Raw genomic sequence first — 20009 nt, 5'->3', positions numbered from 1 at the left:
CCATGGACGGCGATATCCGCGACAACCAGTATGGCGACGGGTCGAAGGACGCCCTGACCGGCGAACAGCGCATCCGCAACTTCAATATCAACTTCGGTCCCCAGCACCCGGCAGCCCACGGCGTGCTGCGCATGGTGCTGGAATTGGACGGCGAGATCGTCGAGCGCGCCGATCCGCATATCGGCCTGCTGCACCGCGGCACCGAGAAGCTGATGGAAAGTCGCACCTACCTGCAGAACCTGCCCTATTTCGACCGGCTGGATTACGTCTCGCCGATGAACCAGGAGCATGCCTGGTGCCTGGCGATCGAGCGTCTGACTGGCACCGTCGTGCCGCGCCGCGCCAGCCTGATCCGGGTTCTCTATTGCGAGATCGGCCGCATCCTGAACCACCTGCTGGGCCTGACCACCGGCGCGTTGGACGTGGGCGCGCTGACACCGCCGCTCTGGGGGTTCGAGGCGCGCGAAGACCTGATGATCTTCTATGAACGCGCCAGCGGCGCGCGCCTGCATGCGGCCTACTTCCGGCCCGGCGGCGTCCACCAGGACCTGCCGCCCGATCTTCTGGACGATATAGAGGCCTGGTGCGACCAGTTCCCCAAGGTGCTGGACGACCTGGATACGCTGCTGACCGAGAACCGGATCTTCAAGCAGCGCCTGGTCGGCATCGGCGTGGTCAGCGAACAGGACGCGCTGGACTGGGGCTTTTCGGGCGTGATGGTGCGCGGTTCGGGCATGGCCTGGGACCTGCGCCGCTCGCAGCCCTACGAGTGCTATGACGAGTTTGACTTCAAGATCCCGGTCGGCACCAATGGCGACTGCTATGACCGCTTCCTCTGCCGGATGCAGGAGATGCGGGAATCGACCAGCATCATGCGCCAGGCGATCCACAAGCTGCGGGCCGAGCCGATGGGCGACATCCTGGCGCGCGGCAAGCTGACGCCGCCCAAGCGCGGCGACATGAAGCGCGACATGGAGAGCCTGATCCACCACTTCAAGCTTTACACCGAGGGCTTCCACGTCCCGGCGGGCGAGATCTATGCCGCCGTCGAGGCCCCCAAGGGCGAGTTCGGCGTCTATCTGGTCAGCGACGGCACCAACAAGCCCTATCGCGCCAAGCTGCGGGCGCCGGGCTTCCTGCACCTGCAATCCATGGACTGGATGGCCAAGGGTCACCTGCTGGCGGACGTGCCGGCGCTGATCGCCACCCAGGATATCGTCTTCGGAGAGGTTGACCGCTGATGCTGCGCCGCCTTCACCCCGTCCAGCCGGACAGCTTCGAATTCACGCCCGCGAACCTTGAATGGGCGCGGGCGCAGATGACGAAGTATCCCGAGGGTCGCCAGCAGTCGGCGATCATTCCGCTTCTGTGGCGCGCGCAGGAACAGGAGGGCTGGCTTTCGCGGCCCGCGATCGAAACCTGCGCCGAGATGCTGGGCATGGCCTATATCCGTGCGCTGGAAGTGGCGACGTTCTACTTCATGTTTCAGCTGCAACCGGTTGGCACCGTGGCGAATATTCAGATCTGCGGCACCACCACCTGCATGATCTGCGGTGCCGAGGCGCTGATCGAGGTCTGCAAGCGCAAGATCGCGCCGACGCCCCACACGCTGTCGGCGGACGGCAAGTTCAGCTGGGAAGAGGTCGAGTGCCTGGGCGCCTGCGCCAACGCACCAATGGCCCAGATCGGCAAGGACTATTACGAGGACCTGACGCCCGAGAGCCTCGAGGCGCTGATCGACCGGATGTCCGCAGGCGAAGTGCCGCAGCCGGGATCTCAGGTCGGGCGCTTCGCGTCCGAACCCGCGACCGGCCGGACCAGTCTGACCGAGATCGAGGGCAGCGAAATGAATGCCAGCGTCCAGTTGGCTACGGATCTGGGCGAGACGCTGAAGCGCATCGACGGGACAGAGGTGCCGATCCTGACCAAGTGGCGCAGGACGCCCGACGCGGCGGTTGACGACCGCACCGGCCGCGACACCGCGCCCGAAATCGAGCCGCGTCCGTCGAAGGGCATGCCCGTCGATGAAACCGGCGTAACCGAGCAGGAGGCCGAGGCGGCATCCGCTGCGCGGCCACGGTCGAAGCGCGAACCCCAGGGCGTGCGCGCCGAGGAAGCACGCGACGGCAACAAGGACTGAGGATCGCGGCCAGGCCGCCCGAGCGGAGCAAGGAATGCCAGCCAGGACGACTTCCCCCAGCAGCATGACCAGCGCCGCGACGACGGTGCTGATCATGCTTGCGATTGGACTGTCCGGCACCGTGGGCTGGCTGGCCGTGCTTGTTCTGGCGGTCATCGCTGGCTTGCTTCTGGCGACCGTGGTGCACTGGATGATCGAGGCCGGGTCGGTGGCCATGGACGGTGACGAGCGGGCGCCCGGGGCGCTGGTGCTGCCGGATCCGATGGTCGCGGCGGGCTCAGACAACGGTCGCGGCATCGGAGGCAAGATCGAGGCGGCGCTGCGGGCTGCGGGCGTGACGCGCTTTGCGCAGTGGGACGACGCGCAAGTCGACCAGGTCGCCGCGCGCATCGGTCGGCAGGCGGCCCTGATCCGCCGCGACGATCGGGTGGGCCAGGCGCGTGCGCTGGCCGCCGAAGGGCGCGCCTGATGGCGGGCCGGGATGAACAGGACGCACGCCAGATGCGGCTGGTCGCGATCGTCATCGCGGTGACCATGCTGATCTGGATCGCCATTCAGGCGGTCGGGAAGGAATATGACTGGGCGGGACGGTGGGCCTATCTGGCCGACCTCGCCGCCATCGGCGCTTTTGTCTGGTCGCTGATCGTGACCTGGCGTATCTGGCGGCGCAGGAATGCGTGACGCCGGAATGAGAGGATCGAACGGATGCTGAAAGACCAGGATCGCATTTTCACCAACCTCTACGGGATGGGCGACCGCAGCTTGGCCGGCGCGCAGAAACGCGGGCACTGGGACGGCACCGCCGAGATCCTGGGCCGAGGCCGCGACAAGATCATCGAGCAGATGAAGGCATCCGGCCTGCGCGGACGCGGGGGCGCGGGCTTTCCCACCGGGCTGAAGTGGTCGTTCATGCCCAAGGAATCGGACGGGCGCCCGGCCTATCTGGTCATCAATGCCGACGAATCCGAACCCGCAACGTGCAAGGACCGCGAGATCATGCGTCATGATCCGCACACGCTGATCGAAGGCGCGCTGATCGCCAGCTTCGCGATGAACGCTCATGCCTGCTACATCTACCTGCGCGGCGAATACATCCGAGAGCGCGAGGCCCTGCAGTCCGCAATCGACGAATGCTATGACGCGGGTCTGCTGGGGGCGAATGCCGCCGGCTCGGGCTGGGATTTCGACCTCTACCTGCACCACGGCGCAGGCGCCTATATCTGCGGCGAGGAGACGGCGCTTCTGGAGAGCCTGGAAGGCAAGAAGGGCATGCCCCGGATGAAGCCGCCCTTCCCGGCGGGCGCGGGGCTTTATGGCTGCCCGACCACGGTGAACAACGTCGAATCGATCGCGGTCGTGCCGACGATCCTGCGGCGCGGGCCGGAATGGTTCGCGGGCTTCGGCCGTCCGAACAACGCGGGCGTCAAGCTGTTCGGCCTGACCGGTCACCTGAACGCGCCCTGCGTGGTCGAGGAGGCCATGTCGATCCCCATGCGCGAGCTGATCGAGAAGCATGGCGGCGGCGTGCGCGGCGGCTGGAAGAACCTCAAGGCGGTGATCCCCGGCGGCGCCTCTTGCCCGATCCTGACGGCCGAGCAGTGCGAGAACGCCATCATGGACTATGACGGCATGCGCGAATTGCGGTCGTCCTTCGGCACCGCTTGCATGATCGTGATGGACCAGGACACCGACGTCATCAAGGCCGTCTGGCGGCTGTCCAAGTTCTTCAAGCACGAAAGCTGCGGCCAGTGCACGCCCTGCCGCGAAGGCACCGGCTGGATGATGCGCGTGATGGAGCGTCTGGTCACCGGCGAGGCCGAGGTCGAGGAAATCGACATGCTGCTGGACGTGACCAAGCAGGTCGAGGGCCACACCATCTGTGCGCTTGGCGACGCGGCCGCCTGGCCGATCCAGGGCCTGATCCGCAACTTCCGCGGAGAGATCGAGGATCGGCTGAAGGCGAAGAAGACCGGGCGCATGGGCGCACTGGCGGCGGAATGATGACGCGGGGGGCATATCACGGCGGCCGCACGGCCTCGTGTCGGGCAGATGGCCTGCCGGGTAGTTATGTGGGGACACATCATCACCGGAAGGATCGTGCCATGCTGCGCCCCCTGATCGCTGCCGCCCTGCTGGCGGCCACCCCCGCCGTCGCGCTGGAGCCGCTGAGCCAGAACGCCTACGTGAACGACCGCCTCGTGCAGGCCCGCGTCGCGGATCTGGTCCGCCGCGGTTGCCCCAGCATAGACGCGCGGATCATCCGGGCCTTCTCGGAGGCGCGGAAGCTCAAGCGGTACGCGCTGGACCAGGGCTACAGCGAAGCGCAGATCGACGCCTTCCTCGACAGCCGCGACGATCGCAGGCGCATCTACGCGACCGCCGACCGCTACATGGTCGAGCGTGGCGTCGTGAACGGGCAGCCGGAAACCTTTTGCCGCCTCGGGCGGGACGAAATCGCACGGCAGACGGTCGCGGGATCGTTGCTGAGTGCCAGGTAAGGAACACATCATGGCCGATTTGCGGACAATCAAGATCGATGGCATGGAAATCGAGGTCGATCCCAACCTGACCCTGATCCAGGCATGCGAGCTGGCCGGGATCGAGATCCCGCGCTTCTGCTATCACGAGCGCCTGTCTATCGCCGGCAACTGCCGCATGTGCCTGGTCGAGGTCGTGGGCGGCCCGCCCAAGCCCGCCGCCAGCTGCGCCATGCAGGTCAAGGACCTGCGCCCCGGCCCCGAAGGCGCGCCGTCCGAGATCCGCACCAACAGCCCCATGGTCAAGAAGGCCCGCGAGGGAGTGATGGAGTTCCTGCTCATCAACCATCCGCTGGACTGCCCGATCTGCGACCAAGGCGGCGAATGCGACCTGCAGGACCAGGCGATGGCCTACGGCGTCGATTTCAGCCGCTATCGCGAGCCCAAGCGCGCCGCCGAGGAGTTGAACCTGGGCCCGTTGGTCGAGACCCACATGACCCGCTGCATCAGCTGCACCCGCTGCGTGCGCTTCACCAGCGAGGTCGCGGGCATCAGCCAGATGGGCCAGACCGGGCGCGGCGAGGACAGCGAGATCACCAGCTATCTGAACCAGACGCTGGCATCGAACCTGCAGGGCAACATCATCGACCTCTGCCCGGTGGGCGCATTGGTGTCGAAGCCCTATGCCTTCACCGCCCGCCCGTGGGAGCTGTCGAAGACCGAAACGATCGACGTCATGGACGCGCTTGGCAGCAGCATTCGCGTGGATACCAAGGGGCGCGAAGTGATGCGCATCCTGCCGCGCAACCATGACGGCGTGAACGAGGAGTGGATCAGCGACAAGACCCGCTTCGTCTGGGACGGCCTGCGCCGGCAGCGGCTGGACAAGCCCTATCTGCGCGAGAACGGCAAGCTGCGTCCGGCCACCTGGCCCGAGGCACTGACCGCCGCCGCTCTTGCGATGCAGGGCCGGAAGGTCGCAGGCCTGGTCGGCGACCTGGCCTCGGTCGAGGCGGCCTTCAGCCTGAAGACGCTGGTCGAGGCGCTGGGTGGTTCGGTCGAATGCCGGACCGACGGCACGAGGCTGCCGGCGGGGAACCGGTCGGGCTATGTCGGCAACGCGACCATTGCGGACATCGACGGCGCGGTTAGCATCGTGCTGATCGGCACCAACCCGCGCGACGAGGCGCCGGTCCTGAACGCCCGCATCCGGAAGGCCTGGGTGCATGGGGCGCAGGTGACGGTGATCGGCCAGGCGGTCGACCTGACCTATGACTATGACCACGCCGGCACCGACCGTGCGGCGCTGTCCACGCTGCTCGAGAAGGCCGAGGCGTCGGACAAGCCGGGCGTGGTGATCGTGGGGCAGGGCGCCCTGCGCGAGGCCGACGGCGAGGGCGTCCTGGCCCATGCACAGGCCTTGGCCGAGACGACGGGCGCCCGCCTGTTGGTGCTGCACAGCGCGGCGTCGCGCGTCGGCGCGATGGATGTGGGTGCGGTGACCGAAGGCGGTCTGAACGCCGCCATCGACGGGGCCGAGGTGATCTTCAACCTTGGCGCCGACGAGGTCGAGATCGCGCCGGGCGCGACCGTGATCTATCAGGGCAGCCATGGCGACAGGGGCGCGCACCGCGCCGACATCATCCTGCCCGCCGCCTGCTATACCGAGGAGATGGGCCTCTTCGTGAACACCGAAGGCCGGCCCCAGCTGGCGCTGCGTGCGAACTTCGCGCCCGGCGAGGCCAAGGAGAACTGGGCGATCCTGCGCGCGTTGTCGGCCGAACTGGGGCACACGCTGCCCTGGGACAGCCTGGCGCAACTGCGCCGCAAGCTGGTCGAGGCCGTTCCGCATCTGGGCCGCATCGACCAGGTCGTCGAAAGCGACTGGCAGCGCCTGCCGATGCGCGACCTGGGTCGCGCCAGCTTCGTGAACCCGATCAGGGACTTCTACCTGACGAACCCGATCGCGCGCTGCTCCCCTCTGATGGGGGAACTATCGCGCATGGCGGCGGCGCGCGGCCTGCCTGCGCTGGCGGCGGAGTAGCCGGATGAGGATGCGCATCATCCTAACGGGCATCACGGTCCTGACGCTCGGCGGTTGCTTCTCCGATACCGGTGAAGACACCGACCGGCCCCGGTCCAAGCCCGCGCAACTGTCCGCGCTGGTCGCGGCGCCCGGCGACACGGCCGGTTTGGGCCGCGCGCGGATCTCGACCAAGTCCGGAGAGATCCTGATCCTCGAGGAGGACGGCAGCGTGACCACGATGGACCTCGACAGCCCGGCCGGGCGCGATGCCTTCCAGGTGACCGAGGCCGATCTTGTGGCGCTGAACGCCAACCTGGACCTCGATCTCTCGGGCATGGTCGCGCCGAACCTGCCGCGCGAGAAGACCGCGCAGGAAAAGGCGCTGGAGGCGTTCGCCGCCCGGAGCGGCCCGGCCCTGCCGGCGATGCGCGAAGGGATCGAAATCGACTCCGCGCAGTTCATCGCCGCCAGGGTCGAGGTCCTGGGGTCCGGCGACGGCAACGACTTGGTCGAGGTGACCGCCAATCTGCAGCAGGGGGTGGACGCGGATATCGCGTTCTCGTATGCCACCTGCGCGCTGGCCGGTTGGGCCGAAGCGAACGGCGCCCCCTATGGACGCCACATCCGGACATTGCAGGCAGAGCGGGACGGCAAGCTGCTGATCGGTTCCGCCTTCACCCTGTCGCAGGACAAGCCGATGGGGCTCCGGGTAATGGAAACGAAAAACACCCTGCGCGAATGCAGGGCACGCGGCATTCCTGCGGCGTAAGGAAGAGGAACAGGCATCATGGCTGATTTTTGGGCATCTTCCTGGGGCATCGCGATCATCCTGCTGGCGCAGGGTCTGGCGATCATCGCCTTCGTGATGCTGTCGCTGGTCTACATGGTCTATGGCGACCGCAAGATCTGGGCCGCCGTGCAGATGCGCCGCGGACCGAATGTCGTGGGCCCCTGGGGGATCCTGCAGACATTCGCGGATGCGCTGAAGTTCGTGGTCAAGGAAGTGGTCGTGCCGGCGGGCGCGGACAAGTTCGTCTTCTTCCTGGCGCCCTTCCTGTCGATGATGCTGGCGCTGCTGGCTTTCGTGGCGATTCCGTTCGCCCCAGGCTGGGTGATGGCCGACATCAATGTCGGAATCCTCTTCATCTTTGCGGTCTCCTCGCTGGAGGTGTACGGCGTGATCATGGGGGGCTGGGCCTCGAACTCGAAGTTCCCGTTCCTCGGCTCGCTGCGGTCGGCGGCGCAGATGATCTCCTACGAGGTCAGCCTGGGCCTGATCATCATCGGCGTCATCATCTCAAGTGGGTCCATGAACCTGTCGCTGATCGTCGAGGCGCAGCGCGGGGCGGGGATCCTCTCCTGGTACTGGCTGCCGCACCTGCCGATGGTCGTGCTGTTCTTTGTCTCGGCCCTGGCCGAGACAAACCGCCCGCCCTTCGACCTGCCCGAGGCGGAATCGGAACTGGTCGCGGGCTTCATGACCGAATATTCCTCGACCCCCTACCTGCTGTTCATGGCGGGCGAATACATCGCGATGTGGCTGATGTGCGCGCTGATCAGCATCCTCTTCTTCGGCGGCTGGCTGTCGCCCATCCCGGGCCTGCCGGACGGCGCGATCTGGATGTTCCTGAAGATGGTCTTCTGGTTCTTCATGTTCGCGATGGTGAAGGCGATCGTGCCGCGGTACCGCTATGACCAGCTGATGCGGATCGGCTGGAAGGTGTTCCTGCCGCTGTCCCTGGGCTGGGTGGTGATCGTCGCGTTCCTTGCGAAATTCGAAGTCTTCGGTGGGTTCTGGGCCCGTTGGGCAGGAGTGTAAGTCATGGCTTATTCGAACAAGATCGCCGAGGCGCTGGCCCGTGCCAGCGAATCCGACAAGGCCGAGTTCGCGCATTTCCTGTCGAACAACCTCGACCGCGAAAAGGCCGACGATGCCAGGTTGCGCGACTATGTGGCGGCCTTCGACCGCTTCGCCGCGCCCAAGCAAGGAGAGCAGTTCTGATGGCTTTCGACATCGCGCGCGCCACCAAGTACTTCCTGATGGTGGACTTCATCAAAGGCTTTGGCTTGGGCCTGCGGTACTTCTTCGCGCCCAAGGCGACGATCAACTATCCGCACGAAAAGGGCCCGCTGTCGCCGCGCTTCCGCGGCGAACACGCCCTGCGCCGCTATCCCAACGGCGAGGAACGCTGCATCGCCTGCAAGCTGTGCGAGGCAATCTGCCCCGCGCAGGCCATCACCATCGATGCCGAGCCGCGCGACGACGGCTCGCGGCGCACGACGCGCTATGACATCGACATGACCAAGTGCATCTATTGCGGCTTCTGCCAAGAGGCCTGCCCGGTCGACGCCATCGTCGAAGGGCCGAATTTCGAGTTCGCGACCGAGACCCGCGAGGAGCTGTTCTACGACAAGGAACGCCTGCTGGACAACGGGCTGCGCTGGGAAGCCGAGATTGCTCGCAATCTGGCCACGGACGCGCCGTACAGATGACCGATCCGTTCACCAAGATGTTCCAGCAGATGCTGACGCAGGGCCAGGAGATGGCGCGGACCTTCAATCCCGCGCTGGAGCATTTCGACCCCAAGGCCTTCGAGAAGATGTTCCCGACCATGCCGGCCGACATGCTGGAGATGTGGTTCGGCCGGACCTTCAACCGCGACGGGCTGGACGCCAAGACGCGCCTGCTTGTGACCATCGCCGCGATGACGGTGCAGGGCGCCATGGCCGAGCCGCAGCTGCGCCTGACCATCCGCCATGCCATCGAGGCCGGCGCCACCCCGCGCGAGATCGCCGAGGTGATCTACCAGATGGGGATGTTCGGCGGCATCCCGGCGATGCAGAAGGCGCTGGAGATCGCGCGGTCGGTCTTTACCGAAACGGAAGGAAGCTCCGAATGATCACCTTTGCCTTCTACCTGTTCGCGATCACCGTCTGCGTGGCGGGCTTCATGGTCGTCCTGGCCCGCAACCCGGTCCATTCGGTGCTGTGGCTGATCCTGTCCTTCCTGTCTGCCGCCGGCCTCTTCGTGCTGCTGGGGGCCGAGTTCGTGGCGATGCTGCTGGTCATCGTCTATGTCGGCGCTGTCGCGGTTCTGTTCCTTTTCGTGGTCATGATGCTCGACGTCGACTTCAAGGAGCTGAAGGGCGAATTCGCGCAGTACCTGCCGCTGGCGGGCCTGATCGCGATCATCCTGCTTGCGCAGCTGGCCATCGCCTTCGGCGCCTGGGAATCCTCGGACCGGTCAGCGACGCTGCGGTCGGTGCCGATGCCGGTGCCGGCACTGAACACCAACGCCATTGGCCTGGTTCTCTATGACCGCTACATCCTGCCGTTCCAGGTCGCCGGCCTGATCCTGCTGGTCGCGATGATCGGAGCCATCACGCTGACCATGCGGCATCGCACCAACGTCAAGCGCCAGGACGTGATCGCGCAGATGCACCGCGACCCGGCCAAGGCCATGCAGCTGCGTGACGTGAGGCCCGGCCAGGGCCTGTGAACGCGGCGGGCTGGACGGCGGTGGCGATCGGCATCGCCACGGCCGTTCTTGTCGCGAACGGATATTTCAACGGGTGACAGACCCGGAGGGACTGAAAAGATGATCGGATTGACACATTACCTTGTCGTGGGGGCGGTCCTCTTCGTTGCCGGGATCTTCGGCATCTTCGTGAATCGCAAGAACGTCATCGTCATCCTGATGTCGATCGAGCTGATGCTTCTGGCGGTCAACATCAACTTCGTCGCCTTTTCTGCCCATCTGGGCGATCTGGGAGGGCAGATCTTCACGATGTTCATCCTGACAGTCGCCGCCGCCGAGGCGGCCATCGGCCTGGCCATTCTGGTCGTCTTCTTCCGGAACCGCGGCACGATCGCGGTGGAAGACATCAACGTGATGAAGGGGTAAGGAACCCATGGCGCAATTCATCCTCTTTGCCCCGCTGCTGGGCGCGCTGATCGCCGGCTTCGGCTGGCGCCTGATCGGCGAGCGTGGGGCGCAGGTCCTGACGACGGCCATTCTGTTCGCCGCCGCGGCCTTGTCCTGGATCGTCTTCCTGACGCTGGACGGCGAACTGCGGCAGATCCCCGTCTTCGACTGGATCGTGTCGGGCGACTTCGCCGCGGAATGGGCGATACGGCTGGACCGGCTGACGGCCATCATGCTGATCGTCATCACCACGGTCTCGGCGCTCGTGCACCTGTATTCCTTCGGCTACATGGCGCATGACGAGAATTTCTCGGACGCCGAGCCCTACCGGGCGAGGTTCTTCGCCTACCTGTCCTTCTTCACCTTCGCCATGCTGATGCTGGTGACGGCCGACAACCTGCTGCAGATGTTCTTCGGCTGGGAGGGCGTGGGCGTCGCGTCCTATCTGCTGATCGGCTTCTACTATAAGAAGCAGTCGGCGGGCGCCGCCGCGATGAAGGCCTTCATCGTCAACCGCGTCGGCGATTTCGGCTTCCTCCTGGGGATCTTCGGGCTGTGGTGGCTGACCGGCTCGATCCAGTTCGACCAGATCTTCGCCCAGCTTCCGATGCTGGCCGACACGCAGATGACCTTCCTGTGGCGCGACTGGAACGCGGCAAACGTGCTGGCGGTGCTGCTGTTCATCGGCGCGATGGGCAAGTCCGCGCAGCTGTTCCTGCACACCTGGCTGCCCGACGCCATGGAGGGTCCGACGCCCGTGTCGGCGCTGATCCACGCGGCGACGATGGTGACGGCGGGCGTGTTCCTGGTCTGCCGGATGTCGCCGCTTTACGAGTTCGCGCCCGAGGCCAAGCTGTTCATCGTCATCATCGGCGCTTCGACCGCCTTCTTCGCGGCAACGGTCGGTCTGGTGCAGAACGACATCAAACGCGTCATCGCCTATTCCACCTGTTCGCAGCTGGGCTACATGTTCGTGGCCGCGGGCGTCGGCGTCTATTCGGTGGCGATGTTTCACCTGTTCACGCATGCCTTCTTCAAGGCGATGCTGTTCCTGGGTGCCGGTTCTGTCATCCACGCGATGCACCACGAACAGGACATGCGGAACTATGGCGGGCTGCGGAAGAAGATCCCGCTGACCTTCTGGGCGATGGTGATCGGCACGATGGCCATCACCGGCGTCGGTATTCCCCTGACCCATATCGGTTTCGCGGGCTTCCTGTCCAAGGACGCCGTGATCGAGAGCGCCTATGCCTCCGGCAACGGCTATGCCTTCTGGATGCTGGTGATCGCCGCGGCCATGACCAGCTTCTACAGCTGGCGGCTGATCTTCATGACCTTCTTCGGCAAGCCGCGCGGCGATCATCATGCGCATGACCATGCCCATGAGAGCCCGCGCGTGATGACCATTCCGCTTGGCATTCTGGCGCTCGGGGCGATCTTCTCGGGGATGGTCTGGTACGGCAGCTTCTTCGGCGACAACGTCGAGCGGTTCTTCGGCCTGCCGCCCGCTGCGCATCACGATGCCGGTGCCGACCACGCCAACGAGGACGCGACCGCGCTGGAAGGCAGCGTGGCCGAGGGCGCGCATGACAACCCGGAGGGAGCGGCGACACATGCCGCGGCAGGCGCCGCCGAAGATCCCGCCGAAGCCCATGCACCCGTCGCCGGCTACGAACGCGGGGCGATCTTCATGGGCACCGAGAACCAGGTCATGCACGACGCGCACTCGGTCCCGGCGTGGGTCAAGCTGTCGCCCTTCGTCGCGATGATCCTGGGGCTCGGCCTTGCCTGGCTGATGTACATCCGTCAGCCGGAAGCGCCGGCGAAGCTCGCCCGTCAGCAACACGGTCTCTACCAGTTCCTGCTGAACAAGTGGTATTTCGACGAGGCATATGACGCGATGTTCGTGCGTCCGACCCGCTGGATCGGCCGCAAGCTGTGGACGGCCGGTGACGGAGCCGTTATCGACGGCGCCATCAACGGGATCGCCTTGGGAATCATCCCGCGCCTGACACGGTTCGCCGGTCGGGTGCAGTCGGGCTATCTGTTCCATTATGCCTTCGCGATGGTTCTGGGCATCGTGGGCTTGCTGATCTGGGTGATGATGCGGGGCACGTACTGATCATGACGAACCTTCTTTCGATCATCACCTTCCTGCCGATCGTTGCGGCGGGGATACTGGCGCTGTTCCTGCGTGGCGACGACGCCGCCTCGCAGAAGAACGCCAAGTACCTTGCGCTGATCGCGACCACCGCGACCTTCCTGATCTCGCTGTTCCTGCTGGCAGGGTTCGATCCGTCGAACACCGGCTTCCAGTTCGTCGAGGATCATGCCTGGATCATGGGCCTGCGCTACAAGATGGGCGTCGACGGCATCTCGATCCTGTTCGTGCTGCTGACGACCTTCCTGATGCCGCTGACGATCCTGTCCACCTGGGACGTCAAGACGCGGGTCAAGGAATACATGATCGCCTTCCTGGTGCTGGAAGGGTTGATGATCGGCGTCTTCGCGGCGCTGGACCTGATCCTGTTCTACCTGTTCTTCGAGGCCGGCCTGATCCCGATGTTCCTGATCATCGGCATCTGGGGCGGGGCGAACCGCATCTACGCGACGTTCAAGTTCTTCCTCTATACCTTCATCGGCTCGGTCCTGATGCTGGTCGCGATGATCGCCATGGCCCGCACGGCAGGCACGACCGACATCGCGCAGCTGCTGGCCTTCGACTTCCCGTCGCAGACCATGCAGGTGCTGGGCTTCACCGTGGTGGGCGGCATGCAGACGCTGCTGTTCCTGGCCTTCTTCGCCAGCTTCGCGGTCAAGATGCCGATGTGGCCGGTCCATACCTGGCTGCCCGACGCGCACGTCCAGGCGCCGACGGCCGGATCGGTGGTGCTGGCGGCGGTGCTGCTGAAGATGGGCGGCTACGGCTTCCTGCGCTTCAGCCTTCCAATGTTCCCCGTGGCGGCGGACCTGCTGCAGGGGCTGGTGCTGTGGATGTCGGCGATCGCCATTGTCTACACCTCGCTGGTGGCGCTGGCGCAGTCCGACATGAAGAAGCTGATCGCCTATTCCTCGGTCGCGCACATGGGCTACGTGACCATGGGCATCTTCGCCGCGAACCAGCAGGGCCTGGACGGCGCGATCTTCCAGATGCTGTCGCACGGCTTCATCTCGGGGGCGCTGTTCCTCTGCGTGGGTGTCATCTACGACCGCATGCATACGCGTGAAATCGACGCCTATGGCGGCCTGGTGAACCGGATGCCGGTCTATGCGCTGATCTTCATGTTCTTCACCATGTCGAACGTGGGCCTGCCGGGCACCTCGGGCTTCGTGGGCGAATTCCTGACGCTGCTGGGCGCGTTCCGCGCGAACACCTGGGTGGCCTTCGTGGCCTGCACGGGCGTCATCTTCTCGGCCGCCTATGCGCTCTGGCTCTATCGCCGCGTGACGATGGGCGCGCTGATCAAGGAAAGCCTGCGCACCATTACCGACATGACCCCGCGCGAAAAGTGGATCTTCGTTCCGCTGATTGCCATGACCCTGATCCTGGGCGTCTATCCGCGCCTGGTGACCGACATCACCGGCCCCTCGGTCCAGGCGCTGCTGGTGAACATTCACGACGCGCTGCCCGAAGACGCAGCGACGGACGACCTGGCCGCGGCCACCGTCAGCCATTGAGGAACGCAAGATGACCGGACTGGATCTTTCCACCATTCTGCCCGAGCTGCTGCTTGCGATCTATGCGCTGGCGGCGCTGCTGGCGGGGGCCTATTTCGGCAAGGACCAGATCGCGCGGCCGATCCTCTGGGCCAGCGTGCTGGCGCTGCTGGTGGCCGGCATGTATGTAGGCGTCACCGACCGGCCTCAGCAGCCCGCGTTCTTCGGCATGTTCATGGACGACGCCTTCGCGCGCTTTGCCAAGGTCACGATCCTGCTGTCCGCCGCCGCCGTCCTCGCGATGAGCGCGGACTACATGAGCCGCCACGGGCTGATGAAGTTCGAATACCCGATCCTGATGGTTCTTTCGACGGTCGGCATGATGCTCATGGTGTCGGCCGGCGACCTGCTGACCCTCTACATGGGCTTGGAGCTTCAGTCGCTGTCGATCTATGTCCTGGCCGCCTCGAGGCGCGAAAGCGCCAAGTCGTCCGAAGCCGGCTTGAAGTACTTCATCCTCGGCTCGCTCAGCTCTGGCCTGCTGCTCTATGGTGCGTCGCTGGTCTACGGCTTTGCCGGCACTACCAGCTTCGCGGGCATCATCACCGCCGTGACCCTTGGCGCGCTGCCCCTTGGGCTGCTGTTCGGCCTGGTATTCCTGCTGGTCGGTCTGGCCTTCAAGGTCTCGGCCGTGCCGTTCCACATGTGGACGCCCGACGTCTACGAGGGTGCGCCTTCGCCGGTGACGGCCTTCATGGCGACCGCGCCCAAGGTCGCGGCGACAGCGCTGATCGCACGGCTGATGTTCGACGCCTTCGGGAACGTTCCCGCCGACTGGACGCAGATCATCGCGGTCCTGGCCGTGCTGTCGATGTTCCTGGGGTCCATCGCCGGCATCGGTCAGCGCAACGTCAAGCGCCTGATGGCCTATTCCTCGATCGCCCACATGGGCTTTGCACTGGTGGGTCTGGCGGCCGGCACGGCCGTCGGCGTGCAGGCGATGCTGATGTACATGGCGATCTATGCCGTCATGAACGTCGGCACCTTCGCCTTCATCCTGTCGCTGGAGCGTGAGGGGCGTCCCGTCACCGACCTCGCCAGCCTGCACCGCTTCGCGCAGGGCGAGCCGCTGAAGAGCTTTGCCGTCCTGTTCCTGATGTTCAGCCTGGCCGGTGTGCCGCCCTTCCTGGGCTTCTTCGCCAAGTACGGCGTACTGACGGCGGCGGTCGATGCCGGCATGTCCTGGCTGGCCGTCCTGGGCGTCATCGCGTCGGTCATCGGGGCGTTCTATTACCTCCGCATCGTCTACTACATGTTCTTCGGCGAAGAGGCCGAGCCGGTCGTCAGCCGCATGGGCGCGGTCCAGTACGCCGCCCTGATGGTCCCGGCGGCCGCGCTGCTGCTGGGCGCCGTCACCATGGTCGGCGTCGACGACGCGGCTGCCACGGCAGCGCTGTCGCTGGTCGAGCCGCTGGTGGTCGTCGACCCGGCCACCGCCGTCGATCCGGCCGTGGTCATCGTTGAATAACGCCGCGCCCGTTGTCTGGCCCGAGGGTGTGGCGCGCCACGTCCTCGACCGGGTGGACAGCACAAATGCGGAGGCCATGCGGCTGGCGCCGTCTCTTGCGGGACCGGCATGGATCATGGCGCGGCGGCAAGAAGCCGGGCGCGGTCGTCGGGGCCGGGCCTGGACCGACCCGCCGGGAAACCTTGCGGCAAGCTTGGTGATGCGCCCGACGGGCGGTCCGGCTGATGCGGCGCGATTGTCCTTCGTGGCCGCCTTGGCGGTCTACGACGCGCTGCGGATGCTCTGCGGCCCCAGCCTGAACCTGGCGCTGAAGTGGCCGAACGACGTGCTGCTGAACGGCGGCAAGCTGTCCGGGATCCTGCTGGAAAGCGCCGGGGCAGGCGGACAGGTGGCAACGCTGGTGATCGGCATCGGCGTGAACCTGGCAGCGGCCCCCGATCTTTCAGAGGTCGAGGAGGGCGCGCTGCGTCCCGTCAGCCTGGCCGGAGAGACGGGGCTGCAAGTCAGCCCCGACGACCTGCTGGACGCCCTCGCCGCCAGCTTCGACGGCTGGCAGCGCCAGGTGGCCGCCTACGGATTCGGCCCGATCCGCAACGCCTGGATGGCCCGCGCTGCAAGACTGGGCGAGACGATCACCGCCCGCACCGGCAAGACCCTGATGCAGGGCCGGTTCGAGGGCATCGACGACAGCGGCGCGCTGCTTCTTGTGACGGCACAGGGGCGGCAGGCGATTTCGGCTGCAGATATTCATTTTGACGGGTAGGCCCATGCTGCTTTGCATCGACACCGGCAACACCAACACGGTCTTCTCGATCTGGGACGGCAGCCGCTTCCTGGCGCATTGGCGCATTCGGACGGATCATCGCCGGACCGCCGACGAATATTATGTCTGGCTGTCCACGCTGATCGCCGTCCAGAAGTTCGAGCTGCAGATCGACGCCTGCATCATCAGCGCAACGGCCCCGCGGGTGGTCTTCAACCTGCGTGTCCTGTGCAACCGCTACTTCGAGACGCGTCCACTTGTCGTGGGCAAGCCGGATTGCCTGCTGCCGGTGCCGCCGCGGGTCGATCCAGGAACCACCGTCGGCCCGGATCGGCTGGTCAACACCGTTGGCGCCTATGACCGGCATGGGCCGGATCTGATTGTGGTGGATTTCGGCACGGCCACGACCTTCGACGTGGTGGACGTCGACGGGGCCTATATCGGCGGGGCAATCGCGCCGGGCGTCAACCTGTCGCTCGAGGCGCTGCACATGGGCGCGGCGTCGCTTCCTCATGTCGATGTGACGATGCCGCAGAGGGTGATCGGCACGAATACGGTTGCATGTATCCAGTCAGGCGTGTTCTGGGGATATGTCGGTCTGGTCGACGGTATCGTGGACAAGATCCGCGCCGAGCGCGACCGTCCGATGAAAGTGATAGCCACCGGCGGGCTTGCGCCGTTGTTCGATCAGGGGTTTGACCTGTTCGACGCCATAGAAGACGATTTGACGATGCACGGGCTGCGTCTGATTCACGATTACAACAAGGAGATGGGCAATGGCTGACCGCCTGATCTATCTGCCGCTTGGCGGCGCGGGCGAAATCGGCATGAACGCCTATGTCTATGGATATGGCGCGCCGGGGAAGGAGAGGCTGATCCTGGTGGATCTGGGCGTCACCTTCGGGGATATGGATGCCAGCCCCGGCATCGACCTGATCATGCCGGACCTGACCTGGCTGGAGCAGAACCGCCATCGGCTGGAGGCGATCTTCATCACCCACGGCCACGAGGACCATATCGGCGCCATCGGGCATCTGTGGGGGCGTCTTGACGTGCCGATCTATGCGCGCCGCTTTACCGGGACGCTGGTGCGACTGAAGATGGAGGAGATGGGTCTGCCGGTCGAGGCGGTGAACATCACCGAGGCGCGGCCCGCCGTGACGCAGGTGGGACCGTTCACGGTGCAGTTCCTGCCGATCAGCCACTCGATCCCCGAAAGCTCGGCTCTGGTGATCGACACGCCGGCGGGGCGGATCGTGCACACGGGCGATTTCAAGACGGACGTGACTCCGATTGTCGGCGACGCCTTCGACCCCATCGGCCTGGCCGAGATCGCCGCCGAGGGCGAGGGCGTGAAGGTGCTGGCCTGCGACAGCACCAACATCTTCTCGACCCATCCCGGCCGGTCCGAGGCGCTTTTGGCGACGCCGATCCTGGAATGGGTCATGGCGCAGCCGAACCTGGTGGTGGCAACGACATTTGCCAGCAACATCGCGCGGCTGAAGACGCTGGCCGATGCGGCCAGGGCGTCAGGGCGCAAGGTCTGTCTGCTGGGACGGGCGATGCGGCGCATGGTCAGCGTCGGGCTGGACAGCGGCGTCCTGCGCGACTTTCCGGACACGATCGGCCCCGATGAGGCCGCCAAGCTGCCGCGCAGCGAGGTGCTGCTGCTGGTGACCGGCAGCCAGGGCGAGCGCAGGGCCGCCAGCGCACAGCTGTCGCGAGGCCGCTATCTTGGCCTGTCGCTGAAGGAAGGGGACAGCTTCCTCTTCAGTTCAAAGACGATCCCGGGGAACGAGCGCTCGGTCGGGAGGATCATGAACGCGCTGAGCGAGAACGGCATCGAGGTCTATGACGCCGATGACGGGCTTTATCACGTCTCGGGGCACGCGAACCGGCCCGACATCGAGGCGATGCACGACATCCTCAAGCCGCGGATCGTGGTCCCCATGCACGGGGAGCACCTGCACCTGCGAGAGCACGTGATGCTGGCCCGCAGCAAGGGCATGGCCGCCGAGATCGTCGTCAACGGTGCCATGCTGGACCTGACGGGGACGACGCCGAAGGTGGTCGACCATGTCGAGACCGGCAGGCTCTACCTCGACGGCAACGTCCTGATCGGGTCGATGGACGGCGTTGTCCGCGACCGGATCCGGATGGCGCTGAATGGCCACGCGACCGTCAGCGTCATCGTCGACGAAGACGACAACGTCCTGCCGGATGCCTGGGTCGAGGTCATGGGCCTGTCCGAGCGCGGTCGAGGCGGCGCCGATCTGGTTCGTCAGATCGAGGGCGAGCTGTCCGAGTTCCTGGACCGTGCGGATGCCCGAACGGTTCGTGACGACGGCAAGCTGGACGAGGCGATCCGAAAGATCACGCGTCAGGTCGCCATGGAAGAGATCGGCAAGAAGCCCGAGGTCACGGTAATCATCAGCCGGCTGATGGCCGACTGAGCGGCGGCGCCATTGCGTCCCGCGGCGGCCGGGGGGGGCCGGCCCCCCGGACCCCCCGCTGTGGTCCTGAAGCTGGCGGCTTGGCTCTCTGTGCCTGTGCGACGGCGTGATGGGGCTTGAAACCGACTGCGGCTTGCGGCAATGCCGCCGCATGAGCGATACATCCAAGTCCAGCTTCGATCCCGATCCGCCGCGCCGCAACTTCTACGGCCGCAGGCACGGAAAGACCCTGCGCCAGAGCCAGAAGGGGTATCTTTCAGAGGATCTGGGCGAGCTTCGGCCCCGCGGCATCTCGTTAGATGAGAACCCGGGGCGGCGACAGATCGACCCACGGGCGATCTTCGGTGACCAGCGCCCGGTTTGGCTTGAGGTCGGCTTCGGCGGCGGCGAGCATATGGTGCACATGGCGAAGACCTATCCCGGGATCGGTATCATCGGCTGCGAACCGTTCATCAACGGCGTCGCGATGCTTCTGGGCAAGATCCGGGCGGCGGAGGTCGCGAATGTCAGCGTTCATCCGGGCGATGCACGCGACCTGATGGACGTGCTGCCGGACGCCAGCATCGAGCGGTCGTTCCTGATGTACCCTGACCCATGGCCGAAGGCGCGGCACCATCGCCGTCGTTTCGTGACGCCCGAGCACCTGCTGCCGCTGGCGCGGGTGATGGCGCCCGGCGGGATCTTTCGGGTGGCCAGCGACATTCCCGACTATATCCGCCAAGCCCGGGAGGAGGTTCCGCCGGTCGGGTTCGAGATGATCCTGGACACCGACCGGGCCTGGGACGACTGGATCCGCACGAGGTACGAGCAGAAGGCGCTGCGCGCGGGGCGAGCGCCCCACTACCTCACCTTCCGCCGCACCTGACGCGCGGGTCCGTCTGCCCCCGCGACGCGAGGAGCAAGCGATCCTACGATCTATTCCACGGTTACGGATTTTGCGAGGTTTCTGGGCTGGTCGACGTCTGTGCCTTTTGCGACGGCGGTGTGGTAGGCGAGGTACTGCATTGGGACGGCGTAGAGGATGGGGCGGAAGATGCCGC

At 65.6% G+C, this 20009-nt stretch carries 21 protein-coding genes; all 21 read left to right on the top strand.

The genetic code is table 11. The features are described 5' to 3' along the window. Positions 1–2: 2 nt before the first annotated feature. The 21 genes from OC159_RS09765 to trmB all read left to right on the top strand — a co-directional run bounded on the left by OC159_RS09765 (position 3) and on the right by trmB (position 19834). Entirely contained in the window at positions 3–1241 is a 1239-nt protein-coding gene (locus tag OC159_RS09765) for an NADH-quinone oxidoreductase subunit D (RefSeq protein WP_265500964.1), read from the top strand. Next, positions 1241–2140 (top strand): NADH-quinone oxidoreductase subunit NuoE, encoded by a 900-nt coding sequence (gene nuoE, locus OC159_RS09760; protein WP_265500963.1) that lies wholly within the window; start codon positions 1241–1243, stop codon positions 2138–2140. Before OC159_RS09765 ends, nuoE begins: the two co-directional genes overlap by 1 nt. 64 nt (positions 2141–2204) lie before the next feature. Continuing rightward, on the top strand, positions 2205–2609 hold the full coding sequence (locus OC159_RS09755) for a hypothetical protein (RefSeq protein WP_265500962.1): 405 nt from the start codon (positions 2205–2207) through the stop codon (positions 2607–2609). Beyond that, on the top strand, positions 2609–2821 hold the full coding sequence (locus tag OC159_RS09750; protein ID WP_265500961.1) for a DUF5337 domain-containing protein: 213 nt from the start codon (positions 2609–2611) through the stop codon (positions 2819–2821). The genes OC159_RS09755 and OC159_RS09750 overlap by 1 nt, the downstream gene beginning before the upstream one ends. Before the next feature lie 24 nt (positions 2822–2845). Then, complete coding sequence (nuoF, locus tag OC159_RS09745) at positions 2846–4141, top strand: NADH-quinone oxidoreductase subunit NuoF (RefSeq protein ID WP_265500960.1); 1296 nt, start codon at positions 2846–2848, stop codon at positions 4139–4141. Positions 4142–4242: 101 nt separating this feature from the next. Next, positions 4243–4638, top strand: a complete 396-nt coding sequence (locus OC159_RS09740) for a DUF5333 domain-containing protein (protein ID WP_265500959.1) — start codon at positions 4243–4245, stop codon at positions 4636–4638. Positions 4639–4648: 10 nt separating this feature from the next. After that, positions 4649–6661 carry an NADH-quinone oxidoreductase subunit NuoG gene (gene nuoG, locus OC159_RS09735; protein WP_265500958.1) on the top strand — a complete coding sequence of 671 codons (2013 nt, stop codon included), beginning with the start codon at positions 4649–4651 and terminating at the stop codon, positions 6659–6661. A gap of 4 nt (positions 6662–6665) precedes the next feature. Next, positions 6666–7412, top strand: a complete 747-nt coding sequence (locus OC159_RS09730) for a hypothetical protein (protein WP_265500957.1) — start codon at positions 6666–6668, stop codon at positions 7410–7412. 18 nt (positions 7413–7430) lie between these two features. Next, the gene (gene nuoH / locus OC159_RS09725; RefSeq protein ID WP_265500956.1) at positions 7431–8462 is read left to right on the top strand and encodes an NADH-quinone oxidoreductase subunit NuoH; all 1032 of its coding nucleotides are present in this window, start codon (positions 7431–7433) and stop codon (positions 8460–8462) included. 3 nt (positions 8463–8465) lie between these two features. Further along, positions 8466–8645: a hypothetical protein gene (locus OC159_RS09720; protein ID WP_265500955.1), complete on the top strand. Its 180-nt coding sequence runs from the start codon at positions 8466–8468 to the stop codon at positions 8643–8645. Beyond that, on the top strand, positions 8645–9136 hold the full coding sequence (gene nuoI / locus OC159_RS09715; RefSeq protein WP_265500954.1) for an NADH-quinone oxidoreductase subunit NuoI: 492 nt from the start codon (positions 8645–8647) through the stop codon (positions 9134–9136). Before OC159_RS09720 ends, nuoI begins: the two co-directional genes overlap by 1 nt. Further along, positions 9133–9543, top strand: a complete 411-nt coding sequence (locus OC159_RS09710) for a carboxymuconolactone decarboxylase family protein (protein ID WP_265500953.1) — start codon at positions 9133–9135, stop codon at positions 9541–9543. Before nuoI ends, OC159_RS09710 begins: the two co-directional genes overlap by 4 nt. Continuing rightward, a complete protein-coding gene (locus OC159_RS09705) occupies positions 9540–10142 on the top strand; it encodes an NADH-quinone oxidoreductase subunit J (RefSeq protein WP_265500952.1) in 603 nt (200 codons plus the stop codon). Before OC159_RS09710 ends, OC159_RS09705 begins: the two co-directional genes overlap by 4 nt. Before the next feature lie 99 nt (positions 10143–10241). Further along, positions 10242–10547, top strand: a complete 306-nt coding sequence (nuoK, locus tag OC159_RS09700; protein ID WP_265500951.1) for an NADH-quinone oxidoreductase subunit NuoK — start codon at positions 10242–10244, stop codon at positions 10545–10547. A 7-nt stretch (positions 10548–10554) separates the two neighbouring features. Then, positions 10555–12690, top strand: a complete 2136-nt coding sequence (gene nuoL / locus OC159_RS09695) for an NADH-quinone oxidoreductase subunit L (RefSeq protein WP_265500950.1) — start codon at positions 10555–10557, stop codon at positions 12688–12690. A 2-nt stretch (positions 12691–12692) separates the two neighbouring features. After that, complete coding sequence (locus tag OC159_RS09690) at positions 12693–14246, top strand: NADH-quinone oxidoreductase subunit M (RefSeq protein ID WP_265500949.1); 1554 nt, start codon at positions 12693–12695, stop codon at positions 14244–14246. Positions 14247–14256: 10 nt separating this feature from the next. Beyond that, complete coding sequence (nuoN, locus tag OC159_RS09685) at positions 14257–15753, top strand: NADH-quinone oxidoreductase subunit NuoN (protein WP_265500948.1); 1497 nt, start codon at positions 14257–14259, stop codon at positions 15751–15753. After that, a complete protein-coding gene (locus OC159_RS09680) occupies positions 15746–16516 on the top strand; it encodes a biotin--[acetyl-CoA-carboxylase] ligase (RefSeq protein WP_265500947.1) in 771 nt (256 codons plus the stop codon). The genes nuoN and OC159_RS09680 overlap by 8 nt, the downstream gene beginning before the upstream one ends. A 4-nt stretch (positions 16517–16520) precedes the next feature. Beyond that, entirely contained in the window at positions 16521–17300 is a 780-nt protein-coding gene (locus tag OC159_RS09675) for a type III pantothenate kinase (protein WP_265500946.1), read from the top strand. After that, positions 17293–18969, top strand: a complete 1677-nt coding sequence (locus OC159_RS09670; protein WP_265500945.1) for a ribonuclease J — start codon at positions 17293–17295, stop codon at positions 18967–18969. Before OC159_RS09675 ends, OC159_RS09670 begins: the two co-directional genes overlap by 8 nt. A 151-nt stretch (positions 18970–19120) precedes the next feature. Continuing rightward, positions 19121–19834 (top strand): tRNA (guanine(46)-N(7))-methyltransferase TrmB, encoded by a 714-nt coding sequence (trmB, locus tag OC159_RS09665; RefSeq protein ID WP_265500944.1) that lies wholly within the window; start codon positions 19121–19123, stop codon positions 19832–19834. Positions 19835–20009: the final 175 nt, after the last annotated feature.

This window comes from Paracoccus beibuensis, assembly GCF_026162625.1.
In the GTDB taxonomy this organism is placed as follows: Bacteria; Pseudomonadota; Alphaproteobacteria; order Rhodobacterales; family Rhodobacteraceae; genus Paracoccus; species Paracoccus beibuensis.
Note: the sequence above shows the minus strand (reverse complement) of the source record. Positions and strands in the feature narration are given on the sequence as shown.